The 26,352-nt window shown below is 43.5% G+C and carries 20 protein-coding genes and 1 pseudogene; 10 read left to right on the forward strand and 11 right to left on the reverse strand.

The genetic code is table 11. The annotated features are described in order from the left end of the window. Positions 1-38: 38 nt before the first annotated feature. From N8A86_RS11270 to N8A86_RS11280, 3 genes and pseudogenes are all read right to left on the reverse strand, one after another. Positions 39-1,313 carry a TRAP transporter large permease gene (locus N8A86_RS11270; protein WP_273565471.1) on the reverse strand — a complete coding sequence of 425 codons (1,275 nt, stop codon included), beginning with the start codon at positions 1,311-1,313 and terminating at the stop codon, positions 39-41. After that, positions 1,310-1,777 (reverse strand): TRAP transporter small permease, encoded by a 468-nt coding sequence (locus N8A86_RS11275; RefSeq protein ID WP_273565472.1) that lies wholly within the window; start codon positions 1,775-1,777, stop codon positions 1,310-1,312. The genes N8A86_RS11270 and N8A86_RS11275 overlap by 4 nt, the downstream gene beginning before the upstream one ends. After that, positions 1,774-2,777: pseudogene (locus tag N8A86_RS11280) on the reverse strand (TRAP transporter substrate-binding protein). The gene N8A86_RS11275 and the pseudogene N8A86_RS11280 overlap by 4 nt, the downstream one beginning before the upstream one ends. A gap of 200 nt (positions 2,778-2,977) precedes the next feature. Here N8A86_RS11280 and N8A86_RS11290 point away from each other — a divergent pair. Genes N8A86_RS11290 through N8A86_RS11300 form a run of 3 tightly spaced genes read left to right on the forward strand, consistent with a single transcriptional unit; the run spans position 2,978 to position 7,666 of the window. Continuing rightward, complete coding sequence (locus N8A86_RS11290; protein ID WP_273565475.1) at positions 2,978-4,798, forward strand: arylsulfatase; 1,821 nt, start codon at positions 2,978-2,980, stop codon at positions 4,796-4,798. A 5-nt stretch (positions 4,799-4,803) separates the two neighbouring features. After that, positions 4,804-6,306 (forward strand): sulfatase family protein, encoded by a 1,503-nt coding sequence (locus N8A86_RS11295; protein WP_337251591.1) that lies wholly within the window; start codon positions 4,804-4,806, stop codon positions 6,304-6,306. A 46-nt stretch (positions 6,307-6,352) separates the two neighbouring features. Next, entirely contained in the window at positions 6,353-7,666 is a 1,314-nt protein-coding gene (locus N8A86_RS11300; RefSeq protein WP_273565477.1) for a Gfo/Idh/MocA family protein, read from the forward strand. A 9-nt stretch (positions 7,667-7,675) separates the two neighbouring features. On the opposite strand, the gene N8A86_RS11305 is transcribed toward N8A86_RS11300, so the two are convergent. Continuing rightward, positions 7,676-7,879, reverse strand: a complete 204-nt coding sequence (locus N8A86_RS11305; RefSeq protein ID WP_273565478.1) for a helix-turn-helix domain-containing protein — start codon at positions 7,877-7,879, stop codon at positions 7,676-7,678. A gap of 39 nt (positions 7,880-7,918) precedes the next feature. On the opposite strand from N8A86_RS11305, the gene N8A86_RS11310 reads away from it, so the two are divergent. The 4 genes from N8A86_RS11310 (at position 7,919) to N8A86_RS11325 (ending at position 14,682) form a co-directional block, all read left to right on the forward strand. Continuing rightward, positions 7,919-9,877 (forward strand): DUF1549 domain-containing protein, encoded by a 1,959-nt coding sequence (locus N8A86_RS11310; RefSeq protein ID WP_273565479.1) that lies wholly within the window; start codon positions 7,919-7,921, stop codon positions 9,875-9,877. Further along, on the forward strand, positions 9,832-11,160 hold the full coding sequence (locus tag N8A86_RS11315; RefSeq protein ID WP_273565480.1) for a DUF1553 domain-containing protein: 1,329 nt from the start codon (positions 9,832-9,834) through the stop codon (positions 11,158-11,160). The genes N8A86_RS11310 and N8A86_RS11315 overlap by 46 nt, the downstream gene beginning before the upstream one ends. Positions 11,161-11,303: 143 nt before the next feature. Continuing rightward, positions 11,304-12,827, forward strand: coding sequence for a DUF1501 domain-containing protein (locus N8A86_RS11320; protein ID WP_273565481.1), 1,524 nt, complete (start codon positions 11,304-11,306; stop codon positions 12,825-12,827). 175 nt (positions 12,828-13,002) lie between these two features. Further along, positions 13,003-14,682 carry a sulfatase family protein gene (locus N8A86_RS11325; RefSeq protein WP_273565482.1) on the forward strand — a complete coding sequence of 560 codons (1,680 nt, stop codon included), beginning with the start codon at positions 13,003-13,005 and terminating at the stop codon, positions 14,680-14,682. Positions 14,683-14,760: 78 nt separating this feature from the next. Here the strand turns inward: N8A86_RS11325 and fucP are convergent, their stop codons facing one another. The 4 genes from fucP to N8A86_RS11345 form a co-directional block, all read right to left on the reverse strand. Beyond that, positions 14,761-16,083, reverse strand: coding sequence for an L-fucose:H+ symporter permease (gene fucP / locus N8A86_RS11330; RefSeq protein ID WP_273565483.1), 1,323 nt, complete (start codon positions 16,081-16,083; stop codon positions 14,761-14,763). 24 nt (positions 16,084-16,107) lie between these two features. Further along, on the reverse strand, positions 16,108-16,902 hold the full coding sequence (locus tag N8A86_RS11335; RefSeq protein ID WP_273565484.1) for an SDR family oxidoreductase: 795 nt from the start codon (positions 16,900-16,902) through the stop codon (positions 16,108-16,110). Between the two features lie 193 nt (positions 16,903-17,095). Further along, positions 17,096-18,394: a tagaturonate reductase gene (locus tag N8A86_RS11340; protein ID WP_273565485.1), complete on the reverse strand. Its 1,299-nt coding sequence runs from the start codon at positions 18,392-18,394 to the stop codon at positions 17,096-17,098. Between the two features lie 12 nt (positions 18,395-18,406). Beyond that, on the reverse strand, positions 18,407-19,420 hold the full coding sequence (locus N8A86_RS11345; RefSeq protein WP_273565486.1) for a zinc-binding alcohol dehydrogenase family protein: 1,014 nt from the start codon (positions 19,418-19,420) through the stop codon (positions 18,407-18,409). A 205-nt stretch (positions 19,421-19,625) separates the two neighbouring features. Between N8A86_RS11345 and N8A86_RS11350 the strand changes: the two genes are divergently transcribed. From N8A86_RS11350 to N8A86_RS11360, 3 genes are read left to right on the forward strand one after another with little or no spacing between them, the layout of a single operon-like run. Continuing rightward, complete coding sequence (locus tag N8A86_RS11350) at positions 19,626-20,741, forward strand: alcohol dehydrogenase catalytic domain-containing protein (protein WP_273565487.1); 1,116 nt, start codon at positions 19,626-19,628, stop codon at positions 20,739-20,741. Between the two features lie 8 nt (positions 20,742-20,749). Next, the gene (locus tag N8A86_RS11355; protein ID WP_273565488.1) at positions 20,750-21,541 is read left to right on the forward strand and encodes an alpha/beta hydrolase; all 792 of its coding nucleotides are present in this window, start codon (positions 20,750-20,752) and stop codon (positions 21,539-21,541) included. A 42-nt stretch (positions 21,542-21,583) separates the two neighbouring features. Next, positions 21,584-22,465: a phytanoyl-CoA dioxygenase family protein gene (locus N8A86_RS11360; protein WP_273565489.1), complete on the forward strand. Its 882-nt coding sequence runs from the start codon at positions 21,584-21,586 to the stop codon at positions 22,463-22,465. Between the two features lie 70 nt (positions 22,466-22,535). On the opposite strand, the gene N8A86_RS11365 is transcribed toward N8A86_RS11360, so the two are convergent. The 3 genes from N8A86_RS11365 to N8A86_RS11375 are packed head-to-tail and all read right to left on the reverse strand — an operon-like array spanning position 22,536 to position 26,352. Further along, positions 22,536-23,411 carry a sugar phosphate isomerase/epimerase family protein gene (locus N8A86_RS11365; protein WP_273565490.1) on the reverse strand — a complete coding sequence of 292 codons (876 nt, stop codon included), beginning with the start codon at positions 23,409-23,411 and terminating at the stop codon, positions 22,536-22,538. A gap of 26 nt (positions 23,412-23,437) precedes the next feature. Then, a complete protein-coding gene (locus N8A86_RS11370) occupies positions 23,438-24,220 on the reverse strand; it encodes a c-type cytochrome (RefSeq protein WP_273565491.1) in 783 nt (260 codons plus the stop codon). Between the two features lie 8 nt (positions 24,221-24,228). Then, positions 24,229-26,352: a PVC-type heme-binding CxxCH protein gene (locus N8A86_RS11375; protein ID WP_273565492.1), complete on the reverse strand. Its 2,124-nt coding sequence runs from the start codon at positions 26,350-26,352 to the stop codon at positions 24,229-24,231.

The following is a 26,352-nucleotide window of genomic DNA, read 5'->3' on the forward strand; positions in this document are numbered from 1 at the left end:
CTACCTCGATTCAATAGTTCGTAAAACCAATCTCAGGGTTATTCCATAAACAGATTTGGAAGAAATAGCGAAATACTCGGAAAAAGCGTTACCAAAACCAGTACCACTATACTGACCAACAAAAATGGAAAACCTGCCCTACTCACTTTTCCGATGGAGACTTTTCCAATGCTTGAGGCGACAAAAAGACAGACGCCGACGGGAGGGGTGGTCAGCCCTATAATTAGATTCAATACGGCAATGACCGCAAAATGGATGGGGTCGACATCTACTGCCAAAGCAACTTTCAACAATATGGGAAAAAGGATTAGCAGGGCCGCAATGGTTTCCATGAAAGTACCGACCACGATCAACAAAAGATTGATGAGCAACAATACAACATATTTGTTGTCACTGAAACCTAAAATCTCGCTCGATATGGTTTGTGGAATTTGTTCGGTAATCAAAATCCAACCGAAGAGGTTGGCAAAACCTACCAAAATCATCAATGATGCTGAGGTCTTCATGGAATCGAGCACTACGATCTGAACATTTTTAAAATTCAATTTTCCATATACAAAACGACCTATGACCAGTGCATATATCACTGCGATTACCGATGCTTCCGTTGGGGTAAAGATTCCACCGATGATACCGAAAAGAATGATAAAGGTCATCAAGAGCGACCAAAAGGTATCTATAAAACCCCGGGCTATTTGACCGAAACTGCTTCTAGGGTGCTTCGGATAGTTTTTACGTTTTGCAATAATATAGGCGACCAGCATGAGCCCAACGCCCAACAAGAGTCCTGGAATAGCCCCTGCCAAAAATAGCTTGCCCACAGATAGGCCGCTCAAGGTGGCCGCAATTATCATCGGTACGCTAGGAGGAATGATCGGACCCACGGTAGAGGATGCTGCCGTGATGGCACACGAAAAATCAACATCATATCCCTCCTTTTTCATAGCGGGAATCATTACAGAGCCCAGACTTGCTGTATCGGAAATGGCCGTACCGGATATGCCCGCAAATAGCATAGATGCCCCTATATTGACCAATGAAAGTCCGCCTCTGATATGGCCCAATAGATGATTGCAGAATGTTATGATCTTTTCGGTAAGTCCGCCTTGGTTCATCAGGTTACCTGCCAAAATAAACCCCGGAATACTAAGCAGCACAAAAACATCGATACCGGAGTACATTTTTGCCGGTATTATAATTAGCGGTATTCCTTTAAGCAGCAAATAGGCGAGACACGAAATACCTAAGGCAAAAGCGATGGGATATCGCAATACCAGGCAGACTACGAATATGATGACAAGGGCCCAGATCATCGATTTCTATTTTTTAAAAGGGATGTTACTTTTTTATAGGAATAATAACAAATTGAAGTCACCATAATTAGGATACTAAAAAAAGCCACTGCCATGGGAAATTTCAAACTAGGCGATTTTTCATCCAGCCCTAATACAATTAACGGTATGGTGTAAACTGCGATGATTGCAAAAAGCAGGAATATGGATATGGGAATGCCCCAATTCAATATCCTTTTAAATCTATGATCGAAAATATTATAAAAAGTGTCGAGGGCAACATAGTAATTACTTTTTAATGCCAAACCCGCAGCAAAGGAAATGGCGTAAATAAAAAACAGACGGGAAGCTTCCTCCGTCCAAGAAGGCGCACTTTCAAGAAAGAAACGGGCAAAGATTTGGAGCAATACCGCAGCCAAAAAACCGAAAGTTCCCAAAAGGGTGCCTATTTTTAAAAACCTTCCTATTGCTTTTTGTGCCCTCATTGCAGTTCCGCTTTAATTTGATGGTAGACCTCCTGCATTTCCGGGGATAGACTATTATAAATGCCCTTTTCCGATTTTTCTATGAAGGCTTTTTTATCAACTTTTATAAACTGCATTCCCTGTGCTTTCAATTCTTCTTGTACTTTTTTTTCGTTTTCAAGAAAGAGGTTGTGCTCATATCGTATCATGTCATCTGCGGCTTCCAAAAAAATCTTCTGCAGGTCGGGTGGTAGTTTTTGAAACTGCTTTTCCCCGATGACGGGATATACCCAACTCACGACATGGCCCGTAAGGTTCAGATATTCTTGCACTTCGGCAAACCCCATGTTCTTTATCATTGCGAACGGATTTTCTTGTGCTTCTATCGTGCCTTGCTGCAGTGAGGTAAACACTTCCGATAGTGCCATTGGTGTGGGTTTGGCCCCCAGAACGCTCCATGCGGTCACGAAAGAGGGAACATTCGGCACCCGAATGATAAGTCCGTTTAAATCATCGGGCGTCTTTATTGGCCGGCTCGAAGTCAGGTGGCGGTCGCCCCTCAGAAAATACCCCAATGGTCGCAGTCCTGCTATTTGGATCATGTCTTCTTCGATACGTTTCCCCAGAAATCCGTGTATCACTTTTTTCATTTCGGTACTATCCTTGAACAAAAAGGGAGTTCGCAAAAGACCATAATCTCCGTCCAGTTGCTCAAGGTAGACCCTGTGGTGGTCATGTCGATGACCTCGGTCTTGATAAGGCGAATGGCTTCCATTTCCTTGGCCAGTTGTTCGGAGGGGTATACTTCGACTTTGATTCTTCCTTTCGAACGTTCTTCCAAAATTTCACCCAAGTGCACAAAGGCTTTGGTCCAAGTATGATCTTCGTTCGGAATCATGGCGGCACGGAACAGAAATTCAGGTTCTCTTGAATTCTTACATCCTATAATGCAAAAAAGGACTATAACCGATAAAAAGCTTGGCCTTAAAAAAAAAGAAAGAGTGGTTCTGGTTTCTGGCATTTGGTCGGTATCGCTCAGTATAACGGTAAATATCAACAGTTAGGGAAAGTTACATAAAAAATAAACGGCACACTTGAAAACTGTCTCCATACCTGAGTAGTATGAAATCAAGATACGTGCACGCTACCTTTGATCAGGTAATATAACCATGGATATGAACAAAATTGTTTAATTTAAACAAAAAGTTCAACTCTATATTTATGACTCGAACCTTTACATCAAAATGGACTCTATTGTTTTTGATTTTCACGGTACTTTCGTGCAAGGACACGAAAAAGAATACTACCGTTACCCTAAATGCTACACCGACCAAACCCAATGTCATTATCGTACTTACCGATGATCAAGGCTATGGTGATCTGGGCTATCACGGTAACCCGATTGTAAAAACTCCCAATTTAGATGCGTTTGCGGCCGAATCATTGGAGTTGACCAATTTTCATGTCGGCACTACTTGTGCCCCGACCAGAGCCGGATTGATGACGGGCAGAAATGCCAATCGTAACAATGCCTGGCATACGATAGCGGGTTGTTCCATATTATTGGAAGAAGAAGAAACGATAGCGCAGGTTTTCGAACGAAACGGGTATAGAACAGGTATGATCGGCAAATGGCATTTGGGCGATAATTATCCTTTTCGGCCACATGACCGAGGATTTCAAAACACCTTCTATCATGGAGGGGGCGGCGTACAACAAACTCCCGATTTTTGGAATAACGACTATTTTGACGATACGTATTTCAGAAATGGCGTTCCTGAAAAGACATCAGGGTATTGCACCGATGTATGGTTTGACAATGCCTCGCAATATATCGATGCTAAAAAGGAGGAGCCTTTCTTCCTGTATCTGGCCCTTAATGCCGCACACGGACCCTTTAATGTTCCTGAAAAATACGCGGAAATTTACAAAGATAGCCCCCTTACCGAGGTACAAAAAAGATTCTATGGTATGATTACCAATATCGATGATAACTTCGGAAAATTGGTCGAACATCTCAAGAAAACAGGGCAATTTGATAATACCATACTCATTTTTTCCGCTGATAATGGAACGGCCAGAGGAATTCATTACTTAAAAGAAGAGGAAAAAGAACTTGGGTATAACGCAGGGCTGCGAGGTATCAAGGGTAGTCATTACGATGGCGGGCACCGTGTGCCATTTTTCATAAGCTGGCCCAATGGAAATATTCTCCGAAAAACTTCGCTCAGTGAATTGACCGCCCATGTAGATATACTGCCGACCTTAGCTGAACTAACGGGAATCGATTATCAACCTAAGAAACCACTCGATGGCCAGAGCGTAGCAAAGATTCTGGCAGGCAAAGAAAAAACTATTGACCGAATGCTGATTACTGATACCCAGCGCAACCAATTACCAGTCAAAGGACGTAATAGTGCCGTAATGTCAAACGTCTGGAGGTTGGTTGACGGCAAAGAACTTTACAATTTCAAAGAAGATCCGGGGCAACAAAACGACGTAGCTGCCCAAAATCCTGAAGTGATTGCCAAAATGCAGAAATTCTATGACGATTGGTGGGCTGGCATAGAAACGGATATTCGGTATGCAGAAATTCCCGTTGGTCATGACAATGCAAATCCTGTATTGATAACCATACATGATATGCATACCGAAGATAACCTTCCATGGAATCAAGTGCAGATTCGCCAGGGTAAGACAAATCCTGATGGGTTTTACAGTATCAAAGTTGTCGACGATGGTAACTACCAATTTAAATTATACCGATACCCTCCCGAATCGAAATTGACAATGGATGCCTCGGCGGAGAAAAGAACAGGTACGGCCTTTGTCGATGAATTACCACAAGGAGTGCTAATAACTCCCTTAAAGGCCATTGTCGAAGTAGGAGACAATTCGATGGAAGCGACCAAAGTAGAAACTGCTAATTTTATCATGGTACAAGGCACCTTAAAAAAAGGAAGTTATCAATTGAAAAGTAATTTCATTACAAAAGATGGTGTGAAAATCCCATCCTACTACACCGAAGTGAAAAAACTATGACGGCAATGAACAAAATAATAGTCCTGTTAGCCTTTGTATGGATACTTGGCTGCGCATCCGAAGAAAAAGAAATACCAACAAAACCGAATATTGTTTTCATTTTCGCCGATGATATGACCTACACGGCCATACATGCCTTGGGCAATTCCGAAGTAGAGACTCCCAACCTCGATAATTTTGTAAGACAGGGAACGACCTTTACCCATGCCTATAACATGGGCGGATGGAACGGTGCGATCTGCGTGGCATCCAGGGCCATGATAATTTCCGGCAGAAGCATTTGGGATGCCAATGATTATAGACAAAATTGGATTGCGGGTAATGGAATGGAAAAAAGTTGGGGCAAGCTTATGGAAGGTGTCGGCTATGACACCTATATGACCGGAAAGTGGCATGTTGATGCACCTGCTAATTCCATTTTTGAGACTGTGACACACATTCGACCAGGTATGCCAAGTGACTCTTGGAATCATTCCGGTAGGATCGATATGATTAATACGTTGCTTAAAAAGGGTATCCCCGAATCGGAGATTAGACAAATCGGCTACAACCGCCCTTTGAATGAAAACGATACGGCTTGGTCCCCGACCGATAAAAAATTCGGTGGTTTTTGGGAAGGCGGTAAACATTGGAGTGAGGTTTTAAAAGATGATGCCCTTGGTTTTATCGAAAAAGCCAAAAATAGTGACAATCCTTTTTTCATGTATTTGGCTTTTAATGCCCCGCACGATCCCCGTCAGGCTCCTCAGGAATATTTGGATAAATATCCCTTGGCAAATATAAGTCTTCCCAAAAGTTGGTTGCCGATGTATCCTTTTAAGGATAGTATTGGAAATGGACCAGATCTTCGCGATGAGGCTTTGGCCCCTTTTCCTCGAACGGAGTATGCCACCAAGAAACATATTCAAGAGTATTATGCTCTCATTACCCACTTGGACGATCAAATCGGAGAAATTTTGAATGCATTAGAGGCTTCCGGTAAAATGGAAAATACTTATATCATCTTTACCGCCGATCACGGACTCGCCATGGGCAGGCATGGCTTACTTGGAAAGCAGAGCCTTTTCGACCACAGTGTCCGAGCTCCTTTTATGATTATGGGCCATGATGTTCCGAAAGGAAAAAAAGTAAACCACGATATCTATTTGCAGGATGCCATGGCAACAAGCCTGGACCTAGCTGAGATAGAAAAACCCGATTATGTATATTTCAATAGTGTTTTACCCTTGTTGGAAGGGAAACAAGAAGGGAGTTATGAATCCATCTATGGGAGTTATGTGGACTCGCAGCGCATGATTCGTAAAGATGGTTTCAAACTGATCGTATATCCAAAACTAAACAAAGTGTTGTTGTTCGATTTAGAAAATGACCCGGAAGAAATGAATGATATTTCGGCAAGCGGAAAACATCAAGAAAAAATCCAAGTGCTATTTAAAGAGCTTTTAGAACTGCAAAATAAATTGAACGATTCGCTGGATATATCGTTCATGAATCCCCATAAAACTTGAAGATTAGTCTATAGAAGATTGCATCGAACCTATAATCAAACGAAGTATGGAACAAAAGCAAAAGAAACCAAGAAGTTCTAATAAAAAGCTAAGTCGAAGAAAATTTATTTCGAATACGGTGCTTGCCGTTGGGGCATTCAGTATTATTCCAAGACATGTGCTAGGTCGAGGATTTGTTGCTCCAAGTGACCGCATAAATTTAGGCTTTATTGGTCTTGGGAAACAGACGACTGGGCTGACACGATCTTTTCTCGAACATACGAAAGATGCCCAAATTTTGATGGGGTCAGACGTTTGGACAACGAAAAACAAGTGGTTCAAGGGTTATGTAGAGCAAATGTATGCTGAAAAAAGGCAACAAATGGGATATAGTGGCGTAACGACCACTGGTAATTATAAGGAGATTCTCGATAGAAAAGACATCGATGCAGTGATTATTGCGACTCCTGATCATTGGCATACCATCCAGGCAATCGATGCTTTGAAAGCTGGAAAACATATCTATTGCGAAAAACCTTTGACGCATCGAATACAAGAAGGTATCGACCTTGTGAAGGCCGTGAAGAAAACCGGAAAAGTATTGCAGACAGGAAGCATGCAGCGATCTTGGGCGACTTTCAAAAAAGCGACCGAACTGGTTCAGAAGGGCTATTTAGGTGAAATAAATAAGGTGCTTGTCAACGTTGGAGATCCGGCAATTCCTTTTAATATGGCTAGCCAACCAACTCCCAAAGAGGTAGACTGGAATGCTTGGTGCGGACCAGCGCCTTTGTTGCCCTATAATGAACGGCTTTCACCTTCTACGAGCGAAGGGTTCTTTCCCGACTGGCGTTTATTAAATGAGACGGGTGGCGGTATTTTGACCGACTGGGGGGCGCATATGTTCGACATCGCCCAATGGGGTCTTGGTATGGACCGTTCAGGGCCCGTAAAATTTGTGCCTCCTTCGGATCCCAAGGCCCTAAGGGGTATGAAAATGTATTATGAAAATGGAGTCGAAATGGTGCATGAAGACTTTGGACGGAAGTGGGGTGTACGATTTATAGGCAGCGAAGGCAATCTCGACATCAGCAGAAATTATTTGGAAACGGATCCGCCGGCAATTTTGACCGCTGAAACCAACGAAAACGAAGATTTGGAATCACGGGGCAACCACTACCAAAATTGGCTAGATGCAATCAAGAACAAGCAAGAACTTATTTGCGATGTCGAAATAGGCCATCGATCTGCGAGCGTGGGGAATCTTTGTAACATTGCCTACCAATTGGGCCGAACCTTGCAATGGAACCCGGAAAAGGAAAAATTCGTTGGAGACAAAGAGGCGAATAAAATGAAGAAAAGGAAAAATAGAAAATATTGATATTGCAGCTTAAACGTTTGGTCTTTCTTTTTTGAAGTTTCCGGGTGTTTTCTCGGTCAATTTTTTAAAGATTCTTGAAAAGTAGGATAGATTGTCCGGTCCTATTTTATGTTCAATTTCACTCAGATAATTATTCGTGGTCAATAATGGTATTTGGGCACGTTCAAAGTGCTTGGTTTGAAGATCGTTTGTAAAGCGAATTTTAGCTTGCAAGGTGTATATTTGAGATACTTCAAAAATGGTAGGATATTTATGAAGCAGGTGAAAAACTCGTTTTTTATTTTCATACTAGGTATCACATTCTCATGTGACGGTCTCGACCTGCCAAAAGATGTTGAGTTGGCCTATGAAAAACTTCCGAAGGAAATTGATTTCAATCAGCATGTAAAACCCATACTATCCGACAAGTGTTTTATCTGCCATGGTCCGGATAAGGCAAAAGTAAAAGCAGGTCTACAATTGCACCTTCCACAGCTTGCCTATGCCGAATCGCCCAATGCCCCAGGAAAATTCTCAATTGACCCGGGAAACCCGGGAAATAGCGAAATGGTAAATCGCATACTTGCTGACGACCCTGAAATCATCATGCCCGAACCGTCTTCTCATTTGCAGCTGACAGCCTATGAAAAAGCGTTGTTGGTCAAATGGATCGAAGATGGTGCCGAGTATAAGGAGCATTGGGCTTTTCTCCCTCCCGGAAAAAAAGGACCTCCCACGGTCAAATTAAAGGATAGAGTGGCCAACCCTATCGACAATTTTATTCTGGCCAAGCTGGAAACCGAAAAATTGGAACCGAGCCCAGAAGCGGATAAAGAGCTACTGTTGCGCAGGTTAAGTTTTGACCTTACAGGGCTTCCGCCAACGCTAGAAGAAATCGAGGCTTTTGTAAATGATGATTCTCCCGATGCCTATGAAAAACAGGTAGACCGTCTTTTGACCTCTGCCCATTACGGCGAGCAAATGACTTTGGATTGGATGGATCTTTCAAGATATGCCGATACCCACGGGTATACGGTAGACCGCTATCGTGATGTTTCGGTTTGGAGGGATTGGGTCATCAAGGCCTTTAGCGAGAACATGCCCTATGACGAATTTATTCGGTGGCAGTTGGCCGGCGATATGATGCCGAATGCTTCCAAAGAACAAATCTTGGCGACCACGTTCAATCGACTTCATCCTCAAAACTTGGAAGGCGGAATCATCGATGAGGAATTCCGTTCCGAATACGTTTCCGACCGAACCAATGTGGTCAGCGAGGCGTTTATGGGGCTGACCATGGCTTGCGCTAAATGTCACGATCATAAATACGACCCCATCTCGCAGAAGAATTATTTTGAAATGTACAGTTTCTTCAATAATGTGAACGAGTCGGGACAGATTCCCTGGGATTGGTCGATGCCGGTACCGAATATGCTGCTTCCCACCGACGAACAGGAAAAATTCATGACCTATGTGGATGGTCTGGTCGACGAAAAAGAAAGTTACGTTTCTGAAATAGCTCAAAAAGAAATAAAGGAAGCCGAGCAATGGATTTCCTCAAAAGGGTATAGAGAAATAGAAAGCCGAAAAGCTCCAGGCAACATGGTCGCTAAAATCGATTTCGACAATGGCACGATCAACAATTCCCTTCCGCCTTATCACAAAGGGGAAATGAAACAGCAATTTGCAGCAAACCAAAAAGCCGATTTTGTAAAGGGTCATACTGGAAAAGGCCTTGCCTTCGATGGAGATACTTGGTTGGATATGGGCAAACTTGCGATTTTTAGAAGAAGCGAACCTTTCAGCATCGGCATTCAGATCTATATTCCAACGGAACTTGAGTCGGGCGTCATCTTCCACAAACAGAATTCCACGCAACTGCACAACTACCGTGGGTATCATCTCTCGCTCAAGGACAATAAAATCGAGGTGTTGTTGGCCCATGTTTGGCCCGATAACGCCATCGTGGAAAGATCGATGGACGATATTCCCAAAAATCAATGGGTACAATTGACCATGACTTACGATGGTTCAAGTAGTGCAGATGGTGTCAAAATCTACCAGAACGGCACTGAATTGAAAACGGAGGTCGTCAACGACAACCTCTACAAAGACATTATTTTCAATAGCTACGAGGATTATATCTATAAAAATCCCATAGAACCCGGTCTGCAGATCGGTGCTATTTGGAGGGGAAAGGTATCGGTGGCGGAAAGGCCGATGATATTTTAGTGTTCGATAAAGAGCTTACTCCAATAGAGGTTTTGGAAATTACGGCTCCCGAAAAATTCAAAAAAGTAGTATCAAAAACACCGGAAGAACTTGCAACCGATGAAAGGAAATGGTTGACCGGCTACTACTTGGCAAATCTGTCAAAGGAGTATAAAAGTTCATTGGCCGATTTGGAAAATATCCGTACCATGGCCGCCGATAGCAGCGAGCAGATCAGGGAAATCATGGTTATGAAAGAGATGGAGACCCCTCGTGAAACCTATGTGCTCGAACGCGGTCAATATGATGTGTACGGCGAAAGGGTGTATCCGAATACTCCGGAAAAAATATTCGCCTATCCCGATAGTTTGCCAAAGAATCGATTGGGTCTTGCCAATTGGGTAACCAGTGAAAAAAATCCCTTGACCGCAAGGGTGGCCGTCAACCGCTATTGGAAAAATATGTTCGGTACCGGAATCGTGAGGACTGTCGAGGATTTCGGAAATCAAGGTGAATTGCCCAGCCATCCGGCCTTGTTAGATTGGCTGGCGATTGAATTTATGAACTCGGGATGGGATGTCAAGGCCCTGCACAAACTCATGGTCATGTCGAATACCTATCGGCAATCTTCAAAGGCCAGCGCTGAACTTTTAGAAAGGGATGATAAAAACAGGCTTTTGGCCCGCGGACCTTCCAAGCGATTAACGGGGGAAATGTTGCGGAACAATGTTTTGGTCGCATCAGGATTAATGAACAATGAAATAGGAGGCCCCAGCGTAAAACCATACCAACCCGAAGGACTCTGGAAAATAAACGGAGCCGCCTATGAAGAGGACAAGGGAGATAAACTCTATCGAAAGAGCATGTACACGATTTGGAAACGCACTGTTCCACATCCTACCATTGCTACTTTTGATGCGCCCGAGCGTTCTTTTTGTTCGGTGCGAAGACAAGAGACGAATACGCCCTTGCAGGCATTGGTACTTCTGAACGACCCCACCTATGTCGAAGCTTCTCGTGTGCTGGGCAATAGTATGTTGGAATATTCCGATCCAGAAGAGGGTATCGCTACCGTCTTCCAAAAATTGACAGGAAGAAAAATAAAGTCCGAAGAGCTGCAAATCCTTTCAGAATTACAACAAGAGGAATATCAAAAATTCAAACAAAACAGTTCCAAGGCGGAAGGATGGTTGAACACAGGCGAATTTCGTATCGAAAATAAAGACAATGCCGCATTAGTGGCCGCGAATGCTGTTGTTGCGAGTACCATCATGAATTCGGATGCCATGATTATGAAACGGTAACCTCCCTAACCCCTCCCAGGGAGGGGGGCTAAAATGAGGTGGATACTTAATGACAAAGTGTATTTTTCAATAATTAAGATTCCCTCCCCTTGAGGGAGGGTTAGGGAGGGGTCCCTGCGAAAAGATATTTAATTGATAAAACCATGTGCCACAATCATAAAATACTAAGATCTACGAACAAAGATCTTCAGGAAGTCGAAAGACAGATGGACCGTCGGAATTTCTTGACCAAATCCTCTTTGGGTATCGGGGCGCTCGCCTTAAGTTCGCTCCTAAAGGCCGATGATGCTTGGGGTTCCGTAAAAGGCAGTAAGTTGGATGCTTCCAATGCCGACGCTTTGCTACAATCATACAACAAAAACCGACTGGGGCTGCCACATCATTTGCCCAAGTCAAAACGGATTGTTTATTTATTTCAAAGTGGTGGGCCATCGCAGTTGGACATGTGGGACTATAAGCCCAAGTTAAAGGAAATGTTCGGAAAAGACCTACCGCCCTCCGTTCGACAAGGGCAGCGCTTGACCGGCATGAGTGCCGAACAAACGGTTTTTCCCATAGCTCCTTCCATAATGGATTTTAAACAACATGGTGAAACGGGTACTTGGGCCAGCGAACTGTTGCCCCATACCTCAAAAGTGGTCGATGATCTCTGTATCATCAAATCGATGCAGACCGATGCTATTAACCATGATCCCGCTATTACCTTTTTACAGACAGGAAACCAGTTGCCGGGCCGGCCTTCGATTGGTTCTTGGTTAAGTTATGGTCTGGGCTCCGACAATGATAACCTGCCCACGTTCATCACTTTGATTTCCAAAAATATGGGCGGGCAGCCATTGTATTCCCGATTATGGGGCAACGGATTTTTGCCTACGGAGCATCAGGGCGTTCAGTTCCGTTCCGGAAAAGATCCAGTTTTGTATCTGTCCGACCCTGAGAATTATGATGGTACCGACCGTCGAAAAATGCTGGATTATTTAGGAAAGTTGAATGAGGTACAGTACGATGCCTACGGCGACCCAGAGATCAATGCGCGGATGGCACAATATGAAATGGCCTTTCGCATGCAGACCTCGGTACCCGAAGTGACCGATATGTCCGACGAACCGGACTATATTTTCGAGATGTACGGGGAAGATAGCAGGGATCCTGGAACCTATGCGGCGAATTGTTTGATGGCCAGAAAATTATTGGAAAAAGACGTCAAGTTCGTTCAGTTGTATCATCAAGGATGGGACCAACATATCGGGTGTCCCGGTGGCGTACGCAACCAAAATAGGTTGACCGATCAGGCCAATGCAGCTCTAATAAAAGATTTAAAGCAACGGGGCATGTTAGAGGATACACTTGTCATCTGGGGTGGCGAATTCGGCCGCACGGTCTATTCCCAAGGGCAATTGACCGCTGATAATTATGGGCGTGACCACCATCCAAAAGCATTCACAATGTGGATGACCGGTGCGGGTGTCAAATCCGGATTTACCTATGGCGAAACCGATGACTTTAGTTATAATGTCGTAAAGGATCCAGTGCATGTCCATGATTTTCATGCCACCCTGTTACATCTTTTCGGTATCGACCACGAACGACTTACTTTCAAACATCAAGGCCGACGCTATCGATTGACCGACGTACATGGGCATGTGGTCAGGGATTTATTGATATAAACCGAACAAATCCACCTTTGAACGGATATGTCTTCAATGAACGGCTAAAGGTACGCCACACTTAAGATGTGGAACGGGTTTGGGTATTCGAATCACCTGTGATGACCTTAAATACATCGCTACTCCGTTAAATTGTTTGCTTTTCCTATTTTTAGGAGATATAAAACATTGTAGTATGTCATTCCCAATCCATAAATCACTTCCTATTTTAGTTGTTGTGGCGCTTTTGTTTTCCTGTAAAAAAGAAAAGGAAATTGTTGTTCAGAAACCCAACATCATTTACATCATGACGGATGACCATACCACGCAAGGTTTTGGAATCTATGGAAGCCGTCTCGCTGGACTAAACCCGACACCCAATTTGGATAAATTGGCCAATGAAGGCATGATATTCGATAATGCGTTTGTCAACAATTCCATTTGTGTGCCCAGTCGTGCTGCTATTATAACCGGGCAACGTGCACAGACTAACGGCGTGTTAGATCTGGAAGGGAATATTCCTCCCGAGAAACAATACCTTCCCAAGGAAATGAAGAAATTGGGCTATCAAACGGCCATTGTGGGCAAGTGGCATTTGGAAAAAGAACCGGCCGCATTCGACTACTATCAGGTCTTGCCCTCTCAAGGAAAGTATTTCGACCCTGAATTTCGGGTCCAGGGCGAAAAACCGTGGCCTGAAAACATGATACAAACAAAAGGCCATTCCTCAGACATTATCACCGATGCCACTTTAGAATATTTGAAAAATAAGCGAGACCCGAACAAGCCATTTTTTTTAATGCACCACTACAAGGCTCCCCATGACGATTTTGAATACGCCACGCGCTATGAAGATTATCTGGCCGACACTTTCATTCCCGAACCTGAAAGTCTTTATAAAATGGGCAACCATGGCTCCGAGGCGGTGCGCGGCAAAAATGATTCTCTGACACGAATTATGGGTTCCTCCGTTTCACATCGTAATTTGATTCGCAATCAGGCGATGAATATTTATTGGAACGATAGCACTATTTACAAACAATATCGAAATGCGAGGGATATAAAACCTGAAGAATACGAAAAATGGAAAATGGATGAAACCGAGCGAAAATATACAAGCAAGGTCTATCAAGATTATTTAAAAAAATACCTACGATGTGTCAAAGGGGTCGATGACAATATCAAGCGCTTGATCGATTATTTAGACGAGGAGGGACTTCTGGAAAATACCATCATCGTTTATACCGGTGATCAAGGTTTTATGCTCGGTGAGCACGATTATATCGATAAACGTTGGATGTACGACGAATCGATGCGCATGCCATTTTTTGTCCGTTACCCGACCAAAATAAAAGCAGGAAGCCGTACCGATGCCATCATCAACAATACCGATTTTGCTCCCACGATGATCGAATTGGCGGGAGGAACCACCCCCGATTATATGCAGGGCAAAAGTTTCAAGACCATTTTAGAAACAGGTTTAGAACCTGCCGATTGGCAAAAAGCCACCTACCACCGCTATTGGATGCACTTGGCACACCGACATCAAAATCCCGCACATTTCGGCATCCGTACCAAAGACCACAAATTGATTTTTTATTATGGAAAATATTGGGTCAACACCGACGACCCGAACGCTGAATGGAACAAAGAGAGCTGGGGCAACGATTTTGCCAATCATACGCCGCCTGCATGGGAGTTTTACGACCTGAAAAAAGACCCCAAAGAAATGAACAATGTTTATCAAGACCCTGAATATCAAGAGGTAATCACCAATCTGAAAAAGCAGTTGGTCGAAATGCGGCAAGAATTAAATGAAACGGATAAGAACTATCCGCATATTCAAAAAGTTATCGATGAACATTGGGATGATTAATTCGAATTCAGGCCCCAAAGGCCTAAGCCTGTCCGCCGTAGGAAGAAGACCTTTGAGGTCTGCGCCCATAACATTCAATTATTGGGTATGGTATTTCTTGTACACGGTTCTTCCGTAGAGGGCGACCACAAACAGGCACAGAAAGGAAAGCACGAATGAAAACCGCATTTCAGAAGCGCCGAGAAACGTAATATCTTCGTATCCCACGCCACCGAAATCAAGCATATATCCTTGCAGGTAGGGGAGCAAGGCACCACCAACGATTGCCATGACAAGAAATGCCGCCCCGAATTTGGCATCTTCGCCCTGGCCTTCCAACGCGATACCGTAAATCGTCGGGAACATGATCGACATAAATAGGGAAGTAGCTATCAAGGAATAGATTCCCAACATTCCCGGGAGAAAAATGGCTCCTACTAGGGTAAGCATTCCTCCAAAACCGAAGAACATCAATAATTTGCCAGAATCGATTTTGCTCATAAGGGCCGTACCTATCATTCTTCCTATCAAGAAAACGATATAACCCGCCAATCCGTACCAAACAGCCGATTTTGCGTCGATACCTAAGGTTTCTGCATATTGGTACACATACGTCCAACACATAATCTGGGCACCTACATAAAATGCCTGAGCTACCACTCCGTAAACGAACTTGGGTTGTTTCCAAAGTCGTTTGACGGAATCGGAAAAATTTACTTTCGCCTCTTGATGTTTGTTCTGCGGCATTTTCATCACACTGATAAGAACAAAGAAAACAGCTACGACCAACCCCAGAATAACGTAGGGATTACGAATAATCTCCAGATCGGAAGTCCGAATCATGGCTTTTGCAGATTCTTCTAGGGTGTCATAGATGGGTGTGCCATCTGGTGTGGTATCATCTGATCGTAACGAGCCCAAAACAAAATTCTGCGCGATCAACAGCCCCAAAATAGAACCCATCGGATTGAACATCTGTGCAAAGTTCAATCGCTGTGTTGCGGTTTCTTCGGCACCCATAGATAAAATATACGGATTTGAAGTGGTCTCTAAAAAGGCCAACCCAAAGGTCAAAATATATAGTGCGGTCAAAAAGAAACCATAACTTTCCTTTGCCGCCGCCGGCCAAAAAAGTAGCGCTCCTGCCGCATATAGTGCCAAGCCTAACAATACCCCTTTTTTATAGGAGTACTTGTTGACGAACAAGGCTGCAGGAATCGCCATCGTAAAATAACCACCATAAAACGCCAATTGTACCAAAGACGCTTGCGTATTGGTCAATTCGAGCACTTTTTGAAAACCCCGAACCATAGGGTTGGTCATGTCGTTGGCCAGCCCCCAAAGGGCGAACAGCGAGGTAATCAAAATAAACGGAACGATTACCGCTTTCGATACTATAGAAATTTTTTTGTTTTCGGCCATGGTCGGTTAGTTCTGGTGTTGGTTTTATTCTTCAGTGAGCAAAGATCGATCTAAATGCACATAGCCACCATCGACAAAAATAAACTGGCCGGTCGTGTGCGATGATCTGTCAGAAATCGTAAATAAACAAACATCGGCAATTTCATCGGTGGTGGTCATACGGTTTTCCAGTGGAATTTTCTTGACAATGGATTTCAATTTCTTCTCACTATCAGGCAATGTCTTTATCCAAGTATCGTAAGATGGCGTCCAGCTTTCAGCAATGATGATGGCGTTCGAACGAATTCCGAATGGAACAAGGTCCACCGCCCATTCGCGGGTCAGTCCCAGAACGCCACCTTTTGAGGCAGCGTAGCCTGATGTTCTTCCTTGTCCGGTCAAGGCGACTTTGGATCCAATGTTCAAAATATTTCCTTTGGATTTTTTCAGGAAAGGCAAAGCGTGTTTTACGATCAAGAAATAACTGACCATATTAAGTTTAAGGGAATCCATAAATTCCTCATAGGTAGCATCGAGACCTACGCCATCGTTTACACCAACATTGTTTAACACAACATCGATTCGACCGTATTTTTTTGCGATGGTATCTACCGCTTTTTCAATTTGTTCTGGATCGGTGACATCCGTTTGACAGAAAATCGCGTCGATTCCCTCTTTCTGTATTTTTTGAACATACCCATAGCCTCTGGCATTTCGGTCGATGACCGCAGGTATGGCACCTTCTTCGGCCAAACGTCTCAGTATGGTCTCGCCGATACTGCCTTCCTTACCAGCGGCACCGCTGATGACGACTACTTTATCTTTTAAGTGTAAATCCATCCGCTTCTTGTTTTGAAATTTACAATTAATTTATACTAGGGTTAAAGTACTAATTTTAACGCTTTTCGAATCCCCTCCTTTTTTATATGCAGTAAATGCGTTGAAACCGACATTGCCAAACTTTCGATTTGAGTCAAATCTTCTCCCCAGACCATTTTGTTTTTCAAAACAAGTTCAACAAATTCAAAGGATGTCAATTCGTTGGAATCCAATTTTTTATAGGAGGAAGAAAAAAATCAAGTACATTCTTATCATCTTTAAAATCGATTTTTTCGCCATTGAATTCGCCTTTATAAAACTGGATTAATGCCGATAATCCGAAAACGATGCGTTTGGGTAGTTTTCCTTCTTTTTCCAAATAATCCTTTAAGGTAGGCAAAAGTCGCGCAACGAATTTCGAGGTACCGTTCAACGAAATACTGATGAGCCGGTGTTTTAAAAGTGGATTTCGGAAACGGTCCAGAACGTCGGCAACAAATTTTTGTTTAACCGAATCATGAAAATCCAAAGTCTTAGCTGCTTCTTCCAGCAAAAGCGATTCCACAAAATGACCTACTTCTGGATCGTCCATCGCCTCTTTCACGAAACGGATTCCCGCCAAATACCCTACAGGAACCATTGAAGTATGCGCTCCGTTCAGAATACGGACTTTCATTTCACGGTAGGGAACGAGGTCATTGACAAATTCAACGTTTAAGTCTGTTTTGGAAAAAGGAAGCTCATTTTGCACGATTTCATTTCCTTGGATGACCCAGCTGTGATAATATTCACCGGTGACCAAAAGTTCGTCTTCATATTCCAAATCTTTATGAATCGCTTCGGCCCGATCATAGGGATAGCCAGAAACCATACGATCTACCAAAGTGCTGCTAAAATGGTTTGAGGCGTTGATCCAATTTTTAAAAGCATCGTCCAACTTCCAATGATTGGCATATTTTAAAATACATGCTTTAAGTGCCGCCCCATTGTCCTCTATCAATTCACAGGGCAAGGCTATGCATCCCTTTAAGATATCGCCTTTGAAATGCCGAAACCGATGATACAACCAAACCGTCAATTTTGCAGGAAACTCTTTGGGCGGATTACCCCCGAACTTATCTTCCGAATTAAATTTAATGCCTGCTTCCGTAGTATTCGAAACGATGAATCGCATATCAGGATTCTCAGCCAAGGCTAAATATGCATCCCATTCCGAATACGGATTGACAATTTTTTGCACACAATCGACCAATTTTTGTTCGGCCATCAATTTGCCATTTTTGATTCCATCCAAGACCACGGTAAATAGTCCTTCTTGTGATTTCAAGGCATGGTAGTCGCCACGTTCGGTCGGTTTGATAATAACTACACCCGCATTGAAATCAGCTTCTTCATTAAGTACCTGAACCATCCAATCGACAAAGGCGCGTAGAAAATTGCCTCCCCCGAATTGCATTATTTTTAGGGGCAACTTTTTGGGTCTATTGGAAAGTTCTCTGTTTAATTGAGACATAAAATAAGCTAATTAAAAATTGACCGTTGCTTTTATAACTCCATTTGCAGGGTCGAGCCAGCTATCAAAATGCTCGATCATCTCGGTGCAATCCACATTATGTGTAACAAAGGAATCAATGGGAAAATCTCCATTTGACAACACCGAAATAACATGTTCAAAATCTTCTAATGTAGCATTTCTGCTACAAAGAATCGAAGTTTCCTTGGCATGTATCGCGGGATGGGTAAACGTCAATTCTCCTTTTGATAGTCCGACTAAAATATATCGGCCACCGTGGGACATATACTCTGGGCCTGATTCAAGGGCATCCTTATGTCCGGTCGCATCGAAAACCGCCGTACACATATCACCTTGGGTAATTTCCTTGATTTTTTCTACGGCGTCAGGTCCTCCTTTGATAACATAATCGACCCCAATATCATTTTTGGCATAATCCAAGCGTTGTTGGTTCATGTCAATGGCTATTACCTTTACCTCTATCAATTGAGCCAATTTCATGATACCTATACCAATTGGGCCACAGCCGATAACGACAATGGTTTCGCCAGCCTGAAGTTGTGCCCGTCTTATGGCATGGGCACCGATGGCCAAAGGTTCCACGACGGCCATTTCATTGTCGTTCAGATTTTGTGCGGGAATCAACAGATCGATTGGAACGATGATCTTTTCTTGCATGCCACCATCGATATGAATGCCCAAGACACGCATACTCATGCAACAATTGGTTTTGCCGTTTCTACAGGCGATACATTCGTTACAGTTTAAATAGGGCATGATGACAACGTTATCGCCGGCCTTTATCCCTTTGTCATTTTTATCGATTTCGACAATTTGGGTCGCAAGTTCGTGTCCCAAAATTCTCGGATAGGTAAAAAAGGCCTGATTGCCAGCATAGGCATGAAGGTCGGTGCCACAGATGCCGACTTTTTTGACCCTTAATAAAACTTCTCCGGACTTTCTTTTAGGTTCTTCTTTATCCTTGAGCACGAATTCTCCCGGTTTTTCACAAACGATATATTTCATTATAAGTGTGTTTTGATAATTGCGCGCCGTTGCTTTACATTTTTCAAAGTAAGGCAAACTAGCCCAAATCAACATATTTATTGGATTTTTATGCCCAAAGGTTAAGGTGAAAATAAGAAACATTGAAATTAGTTAACCGTATACCTTTAGCATTAACTTCAAATCAAAATGGTAAATTTATAGTTTAAAATAAAATGCTGAAGTTTTGAGAACGTGTCATGCTGCTATAGCTAATGGGAAAGGCGATTTTATAATCGATGTTATAAAGGTATCCGAACCAAGGTCTGATGAAGTCCTTGTGAAAATAAAAGCGGCCGGACTTTGCCATACCGATTACGATTCCCTGTGGTGGGGCAAACCCATCGTCATGGGCCATGAAGGTGCCGGGGTTGTCGAAGCGGTAGGAACGTCGGTTCATAACGTTGAGGTGGGCGATTCAGTAATTTTGAACTGGGCCACTCCCTGTAGAAATTGTTTTCAATGTAGTTTGGGCAATGAACATATCTGCGAGAAAAATTCCCCGGTGGTTGCTGGTGCGAACGGGTATACCGAAGGCCATGCCCATTTGGATGGCACGCTTTGGAACGGCAATCCGATAGAACGATCTTTTAATATCGGCACATTATCGGAATATGCCTTGGTCAAGGCTTCAGCGGTGGTTAAAAATCCGGCTGAACAAATGCCATTTGCATCTGCAAGTATCATTAGTTGTGGTGTGATGACTGGGTACGGTTCCGTTGTAAATTCGGCAATAGTAATTCCGGATAGTTCGGTGGTCGTTTTAGGAACAGGGGGCGTTGGCCTGAGCGTTATTCAAGGTGCCAAGATTTCAGGTGCCTCTAAAATTATTGCCGTCGACATTAATAAAGACCGATTGCAGTTGGCAAATAAATTTGGGGCGACCCATTTGATCCATGCCGATAAAGCGGATAGGGGATTATTGAATGCCGCACAACAGGTAAAAAAATTGACCGAAAATAGGGGAGCCGATTATGCCTTTGAATGTACTGCGGTTCCTGAACTTGGAGCGGCCCCTTTGGCCATGGTTCGAAATGCCGGAACTGCCGTTCAAGTAAGTGGGATTGAACAGGAAATTGTGGTTGACATGAATCTTTTCGAATGGGATAAAATATATATCAATCCCCTGTACGGTGGTTGCAATCCAGAAAGGGATTTTCCTAAAATTGTGGGCCATTATGAATCGGGAGCCCTGAAACTGGATGAGATGGTAACTAGAACCTATTCCTTGGAAAACTTACAAGAAGCTTTCGATGATATGGTATCTGGGAAAAATGCCAAAGGGGTTATCGTTTACGATTAATGCAAACTATGTTTAGAACTACCGAAATATCAGATCCGGAATTCGAAAGCGATAATCTCCGCTGTATTACGGTAAAGACGCCTAATTTAAATGGGCGAGGTGACATTTGTGTATTTGTGCCTCCTATTGAGGATTTAAAGGATATTCCACTAGTGGTTCTTTTGCATGGTGTTTATGGCAGTGCTTGGGTTTGGTCGCAAAAGGGCGGGGTACATCGTACCGCTTTGAATATGATTCAAGATGGAAGCATTCCGCCTATGGTCATCGCAATGCCTTCTGACGGACTGTGGGGCGATGGCTCGGGATACCTTCGGCATGATGAAAAGGATTTTGAAAAATGGATTGTTGAGGATGTGCCCAAAGCCATTTTCGAAAATATTCCCCAGACAAGTGAAAAAAGCGATGTATTTATATCAGGACTTTCCATGGGCGGTTTTGGAGCCTTGCGGTTGGGCATAAAATATTCGAATCGATTCAAGGCCGTTTCGGCACATTCGTCCATTACCGAGGTGCAGCAGATGGAACTTTTCGTCGAAGAACATTTGGAACACTATTTTCAAGGGGACGAAAGCGAAAACTCGGTTTTTGGGCTTCTAGGGAATCATTCGGGGAAGCTGCCAAGAATTCGATTCGATTGTGGTAAAGACGACGAACTTATCGAAGCCAATCGAAAACTGCACCGGCAATTTGAAGATGCGGGCGTAGTTCATCGGTACGAAGAATTTGCAGGAGGCCACGAATGGCCCTATTGGCAAGAACACATTAAAAAAACACTGTTGTTCTTTGGTGAAAAGGAATAACATAACATTCAAAATAGTATTTTTATTCAAAACTGAACAAGTATGTCAACAGTAAAAGATTTGGCTGACTACCATGAATTGGTGTCGGATCTCTTTCGACTTCCGAAGACTACCGAGGAGTGGCAACAGTATCGTTTAAGCGACGAACAAGTTGCGCACTTCCACGAATTCGGATATGTATCGGGGATTAAAATGTTGGATGAAGGCCAAGTAGAAACATTGCGAAACGAATTGGCGGAAATTGTTGACTCCGACCATCCGGGGCATCATTTGTTCTACGAATTCCATAGTAACGAATCAGAAGATCCGAACTCGGTTTTGTTCCATTCTTTGGGGCATTGGCGAATTACGCCCGGCTTTCATGATGTGATATACAATCCAGCTTTTGTGATGGCGGCGCATCAATTGTTGGAGAATAAACCGGTGCGTTTTTGGCATGATCAACTATTCTGCAAACCTGCAAAACATGGAGGAGTCGTCGCATGGCATCAAGACTATTCGTACTGGACCCGCACCATCGCCATGCAGCATTTGACCTGTTGGACCGGTCTTGATGATGCTTCCGTCAAAAACGGCTGCTTACACTATATTCCCAAAAGCCATAAGTGGGGTTTGTTGGATGCCCCTTCTTTGGCCGGCGATATGAACGGCCTGATGGATTACCTGAACGACGAACAGAAAGAACAATTTAAAAATCCGGTCGCCATTGAACTTAAAAAAGGATATGCAACATTTCACCATCCGTTAATGGTACACGGATCATACGAGAATAAATCGGAGATGAGCCGAAGGGCCTTTGTTTTAAATGTCTTTGCGGATGGCACCATTAGCAATACCGATGACGAACTTTTGGCGGGTGTGCCTAGTATCCCAAAAGGGCAAAAAATGGAGGGTAAATTTTTTCCGTTGATTTTTGACCATTGATTTTAATGGGCAATCGAATTTTGAGTATGAAGTAATATGGTGTTTTGGCGGAAGTTTCAAAAGAATTCGTTCAGACTTCCAGCACCGATCGGATGTATTTATTATTGTGCAAATAGCTTTCGAACATATCTGCGTTTTCAGGTACGGCACTTTCTATTTGTACCCAACCTTCGTAGCCTATGTCATCCATGGCCTTTCGCACTTCCTCAAAATCGATGCGTCCTTTTCCCAATAAAAAACCATTTTCCTTGGCGTGGAATTCACAGATATTATCGCCGCCCAATTGTCTTATTTCCTCATAAATATTATAACCCATTTTGTTCGAATTGGCCACATCGTAATATACTTTGACATTGGACGAATTGACCGAATCGATAATATGCATATGTTCCTCGGCATCGAGCCACGATTCGATACCCAGTACGATTCCATTATCTTCTGCTTTCGAAGCTACTTTTTTGAGCCTGCGAATGGTCTCTTTGGTGCCTTCGGGGTCGTTCTTTAAATCCCCATTATAAAAGAAGGCCAGTAAAACCACTTTGACCCCCATGGCGACTGCTACGTCGATACTATCGGAAACCCATTGTTCGGCCCTTGGGTCTGATTTATAGGGAATATTGTTCATCTCTCCAATAGCCATTCCGCCGATCGATATATCATATTTTTCGCAGGCAGCTTTATAAGTCTGCTGTATTTTTTCTTCCCTCAGATGCATATCGTTGTCCAAAGTGCCCAAACTGATCTGTATGCCATCAAGTCCGATTTTGTGACCTACTTCCATTGCCTCGACGTTCGCCAATTGATTGATTGACCAATCGCAGGCCCCGATTTTAAAAAGTTTCGATGTTTCGGATGCAAATACGTCATAGGCACTCAGACAACTCAGGCCCAGAAGTCCAATAGACGATTTTAGCACATCTCTTCTTGTTATGTTGTTATGATCCATACTATGTTTTTTATGATCGGAACGTATTAGACATCGGTCTTTTTCAAAGTCAAAAGGTAAGTTGTTAGGTCGGATAAATCTTTTTCGGTCAAGTCTAGAGCTTTTGCATCGGGCATAACACCTGTTTTCAATTTTGCCTTGCTCTCGATTTCATCAGGGGCGATTACAATTCGATTTCCGGTTACATCTTTTAAGACCGTGGTCTCGCCTTCCGATAAGAGAAAACCATAAAACGCTTGTCCCGCTTTGGTCTTTATCATTACGGGTTGGTATCCGAATACAATGGAGGTATTGGGGTTGACGATTGCATCCACCATGGCGGATGTATCAAATTTACCCCCTATATTGGATAAATTTGGACCGATATCGTTACCTCCCTTATCATTTTTATGACATGAAGCACATTTAGCAGTGAACAAACTTTCGCCTTTGGTTAGGTCTCCTGTCAAGGTCAAAATTTTACTTTGTGAAAGTGCTCTTTTATTGGATTTTGAAAAATATCCCGAAGCGAGGGTCCGCACTTCTTGAAATGGATTTTCGAAAAGTGCCCCTGAAACATTTTGAATTATCTCTTTGGAAAGATGGTCATTTACAGCCAGGGCAATCAGCAATCTTCCTCCGATTAGAGTACCTGCCATTTTTTTTCCGGCTTCAATTCTATCTTTCATTGATTTGGAAGCATCAAGAAGCGTTTCTTGTTGAGCGGTTATTTCTCCGGGAATTTCAAAAGTTATCCCTGCCTCGGAGTGCCAATCTCTCAGCGTATACCAATCATTTGTCTTTCTAAATCCTACCCACCAGTTCGCCAATTCTTGAACTATTGGGTTTCCTTCTCCTTCTTGAGTTCCATCATGGCCGCGACGGCCTCCTTGTCATTGACAAACGCAAGGGCATCGACAGCTCGTCTTTTTGAGTCATCGTCTGTACTTTTGGCCATGGCTCTTTCCTTTAAAGCAGTTACCGCCGATTTTGGATGCAAGCGCCAAACCAAGCTTGCAAATTTTTCAGACCATTCTACGGGATTTTCCGATTCGTTGGCAAGGAGTTCTTGATAGGCCATTTCTTCCTTTCCGTCTATTGCCATGCCCAAAGCTTCAAGGTACCAAGGATCGTTTCCGTCATAACCTTTATACAACGTTTTGATTACGGAGTTACTTTTCTCCCATGGAACATCTCTCAACGAGATGGCCACTTCGCGTCGTACCTCTTCGGCAGGGTCATTAGCTGCAATAGCTGCATACTTCAATACGGATTTTTCATCGTTTTTCAATGCCCGATAAGCGACTACCCTTAATCTAGGGTCCGGTTCTTTTTTGAGGATATTTTCTACAGCGGCGATTCCCTTGTTGCCTAATTTTGATAATAGCCAAACGGCTCTGGCCTTGTGATATGGGTTATCCGATTCCAGGATTTTTTGCACTTCATTGACCGCCGCTTCGCCTTGTTTCTCCAATTTATTAAAACCAATGCTCCGCACGTTGATGGCTGGATTCAGCAATGCTGCAATTTGACCATCGGTGGAAGTCAAATCAATTTCAGGACTTTTTAGTTCTTTTCCTTTTGGGGTAAGCCGATAGATCCGCCCATACCCGATGCTATCCATCATTTGGTGGCCCCCGACCACTGGATCGTACCAGTCAGAAATATATATGGCCCCATCGGTACCTACGGCTACGTCACTGGGGCGGAACCATTTGCGTGTATCGCCATCGATTTCATGCCAGATATAACCTTCGGTCGATTCCTGCATTGAAGTGACCAAGTCCCTTCTTTTTAGGTCAAAACCGGCCCCTTTTTTGGCAGGTTGATAGGCAAAAATTACGTTTCGTCCCGCGTCGGCACTGAGCAGCATTCCCTGATATTCTGGGCCAAAGGCATCGCCTTCATACACTACCACGCCTGTGGGAGAACCTGCGCCGGTATTATCCCCTGCGGGCATAACTCCGGGTTCGTCTTGATGCCAATGGGCCGAAAAAATTTCTTGATCAGGTTTTTTATCTGCTTGCCAAGTGCGTTTGCCATTGGCGCTGAAATAACCCGCGTTGCCGCCTTCCATAATCCATGTTACACGGCAGGTAACGACCTGATCGTCATTGTCATTTTGCCACATATTGCCGTACGAGTCCAAAGCCACTTCATAGGAATTTCTAAAATTATGGCCCAACACTTCGAGACCGGTACCATCTTTTTTCATGCGTAAGGCTAGTCCGCCCACCCAAATACGGCCGTCATCGCTGACCTGTGCCGGTTCGTTTTTGTCGTTGTATGGGGTTCCACCTGTGTAGACACTGCCGGAGCGTAAATTCCAGCCTGCCTTGTCAGTCACTTGGTGAGGGCCTGCATTTCCTGTATTGAAGTAATATCTGCCATCGGGTCCAACAATAAGTGAATGTAAACTATGGTCATGGTCAAAACCCCCGAAACCAGTAAGGAACACTTCCTTTTTATCGGGAGTGTCATCCCCATCTTCATCAGTGTACACAATCAAATTGGGTGCACAGGAAACGAATATTTTATTGCCGACCACCGCAATACCCATTGGGGCGACTAGATCTTTATCTTGCACGAACACTTTGGACGAATCGCTAATGCCATCACCATCAGTATCCTCCAAAATCATGACGCGATCGCCATCTTCGAAATTCAACCGTTTTTCAGGGTCATTGTTGAAATCGCGATAATTCACGGCCTCAGTTACCCAAATTCTTCCTTTGGCATCCACATCCATATTCGTGGGGTTGTAGAGTGAAGGAGATTCTGCCCATAAAGAAACTTCCCATCCTTCGGGGATGCTGAAATCATTTTCTACCGTCGTCTCGAAATCTAGTTTAGGAGTTACATATTCGGTATTTCTCGAATCCTTACATCCAGAAACGATTCCGAATAAAATAAATAACGCTAATGTCACGCTATTATTCATGTTCGGTTTTTTTATTGTCAT

It is taken from the genome of Maribacter halichondriae, from assembly GCF_027474825.1.
Taxonomy (GTDB): domain Bacteria; phylum Bacteroidota; class Bacteroidia; order Flavobacteriales; family Flavobacteriaceae; genus Meishania; species Meishania halichondriae.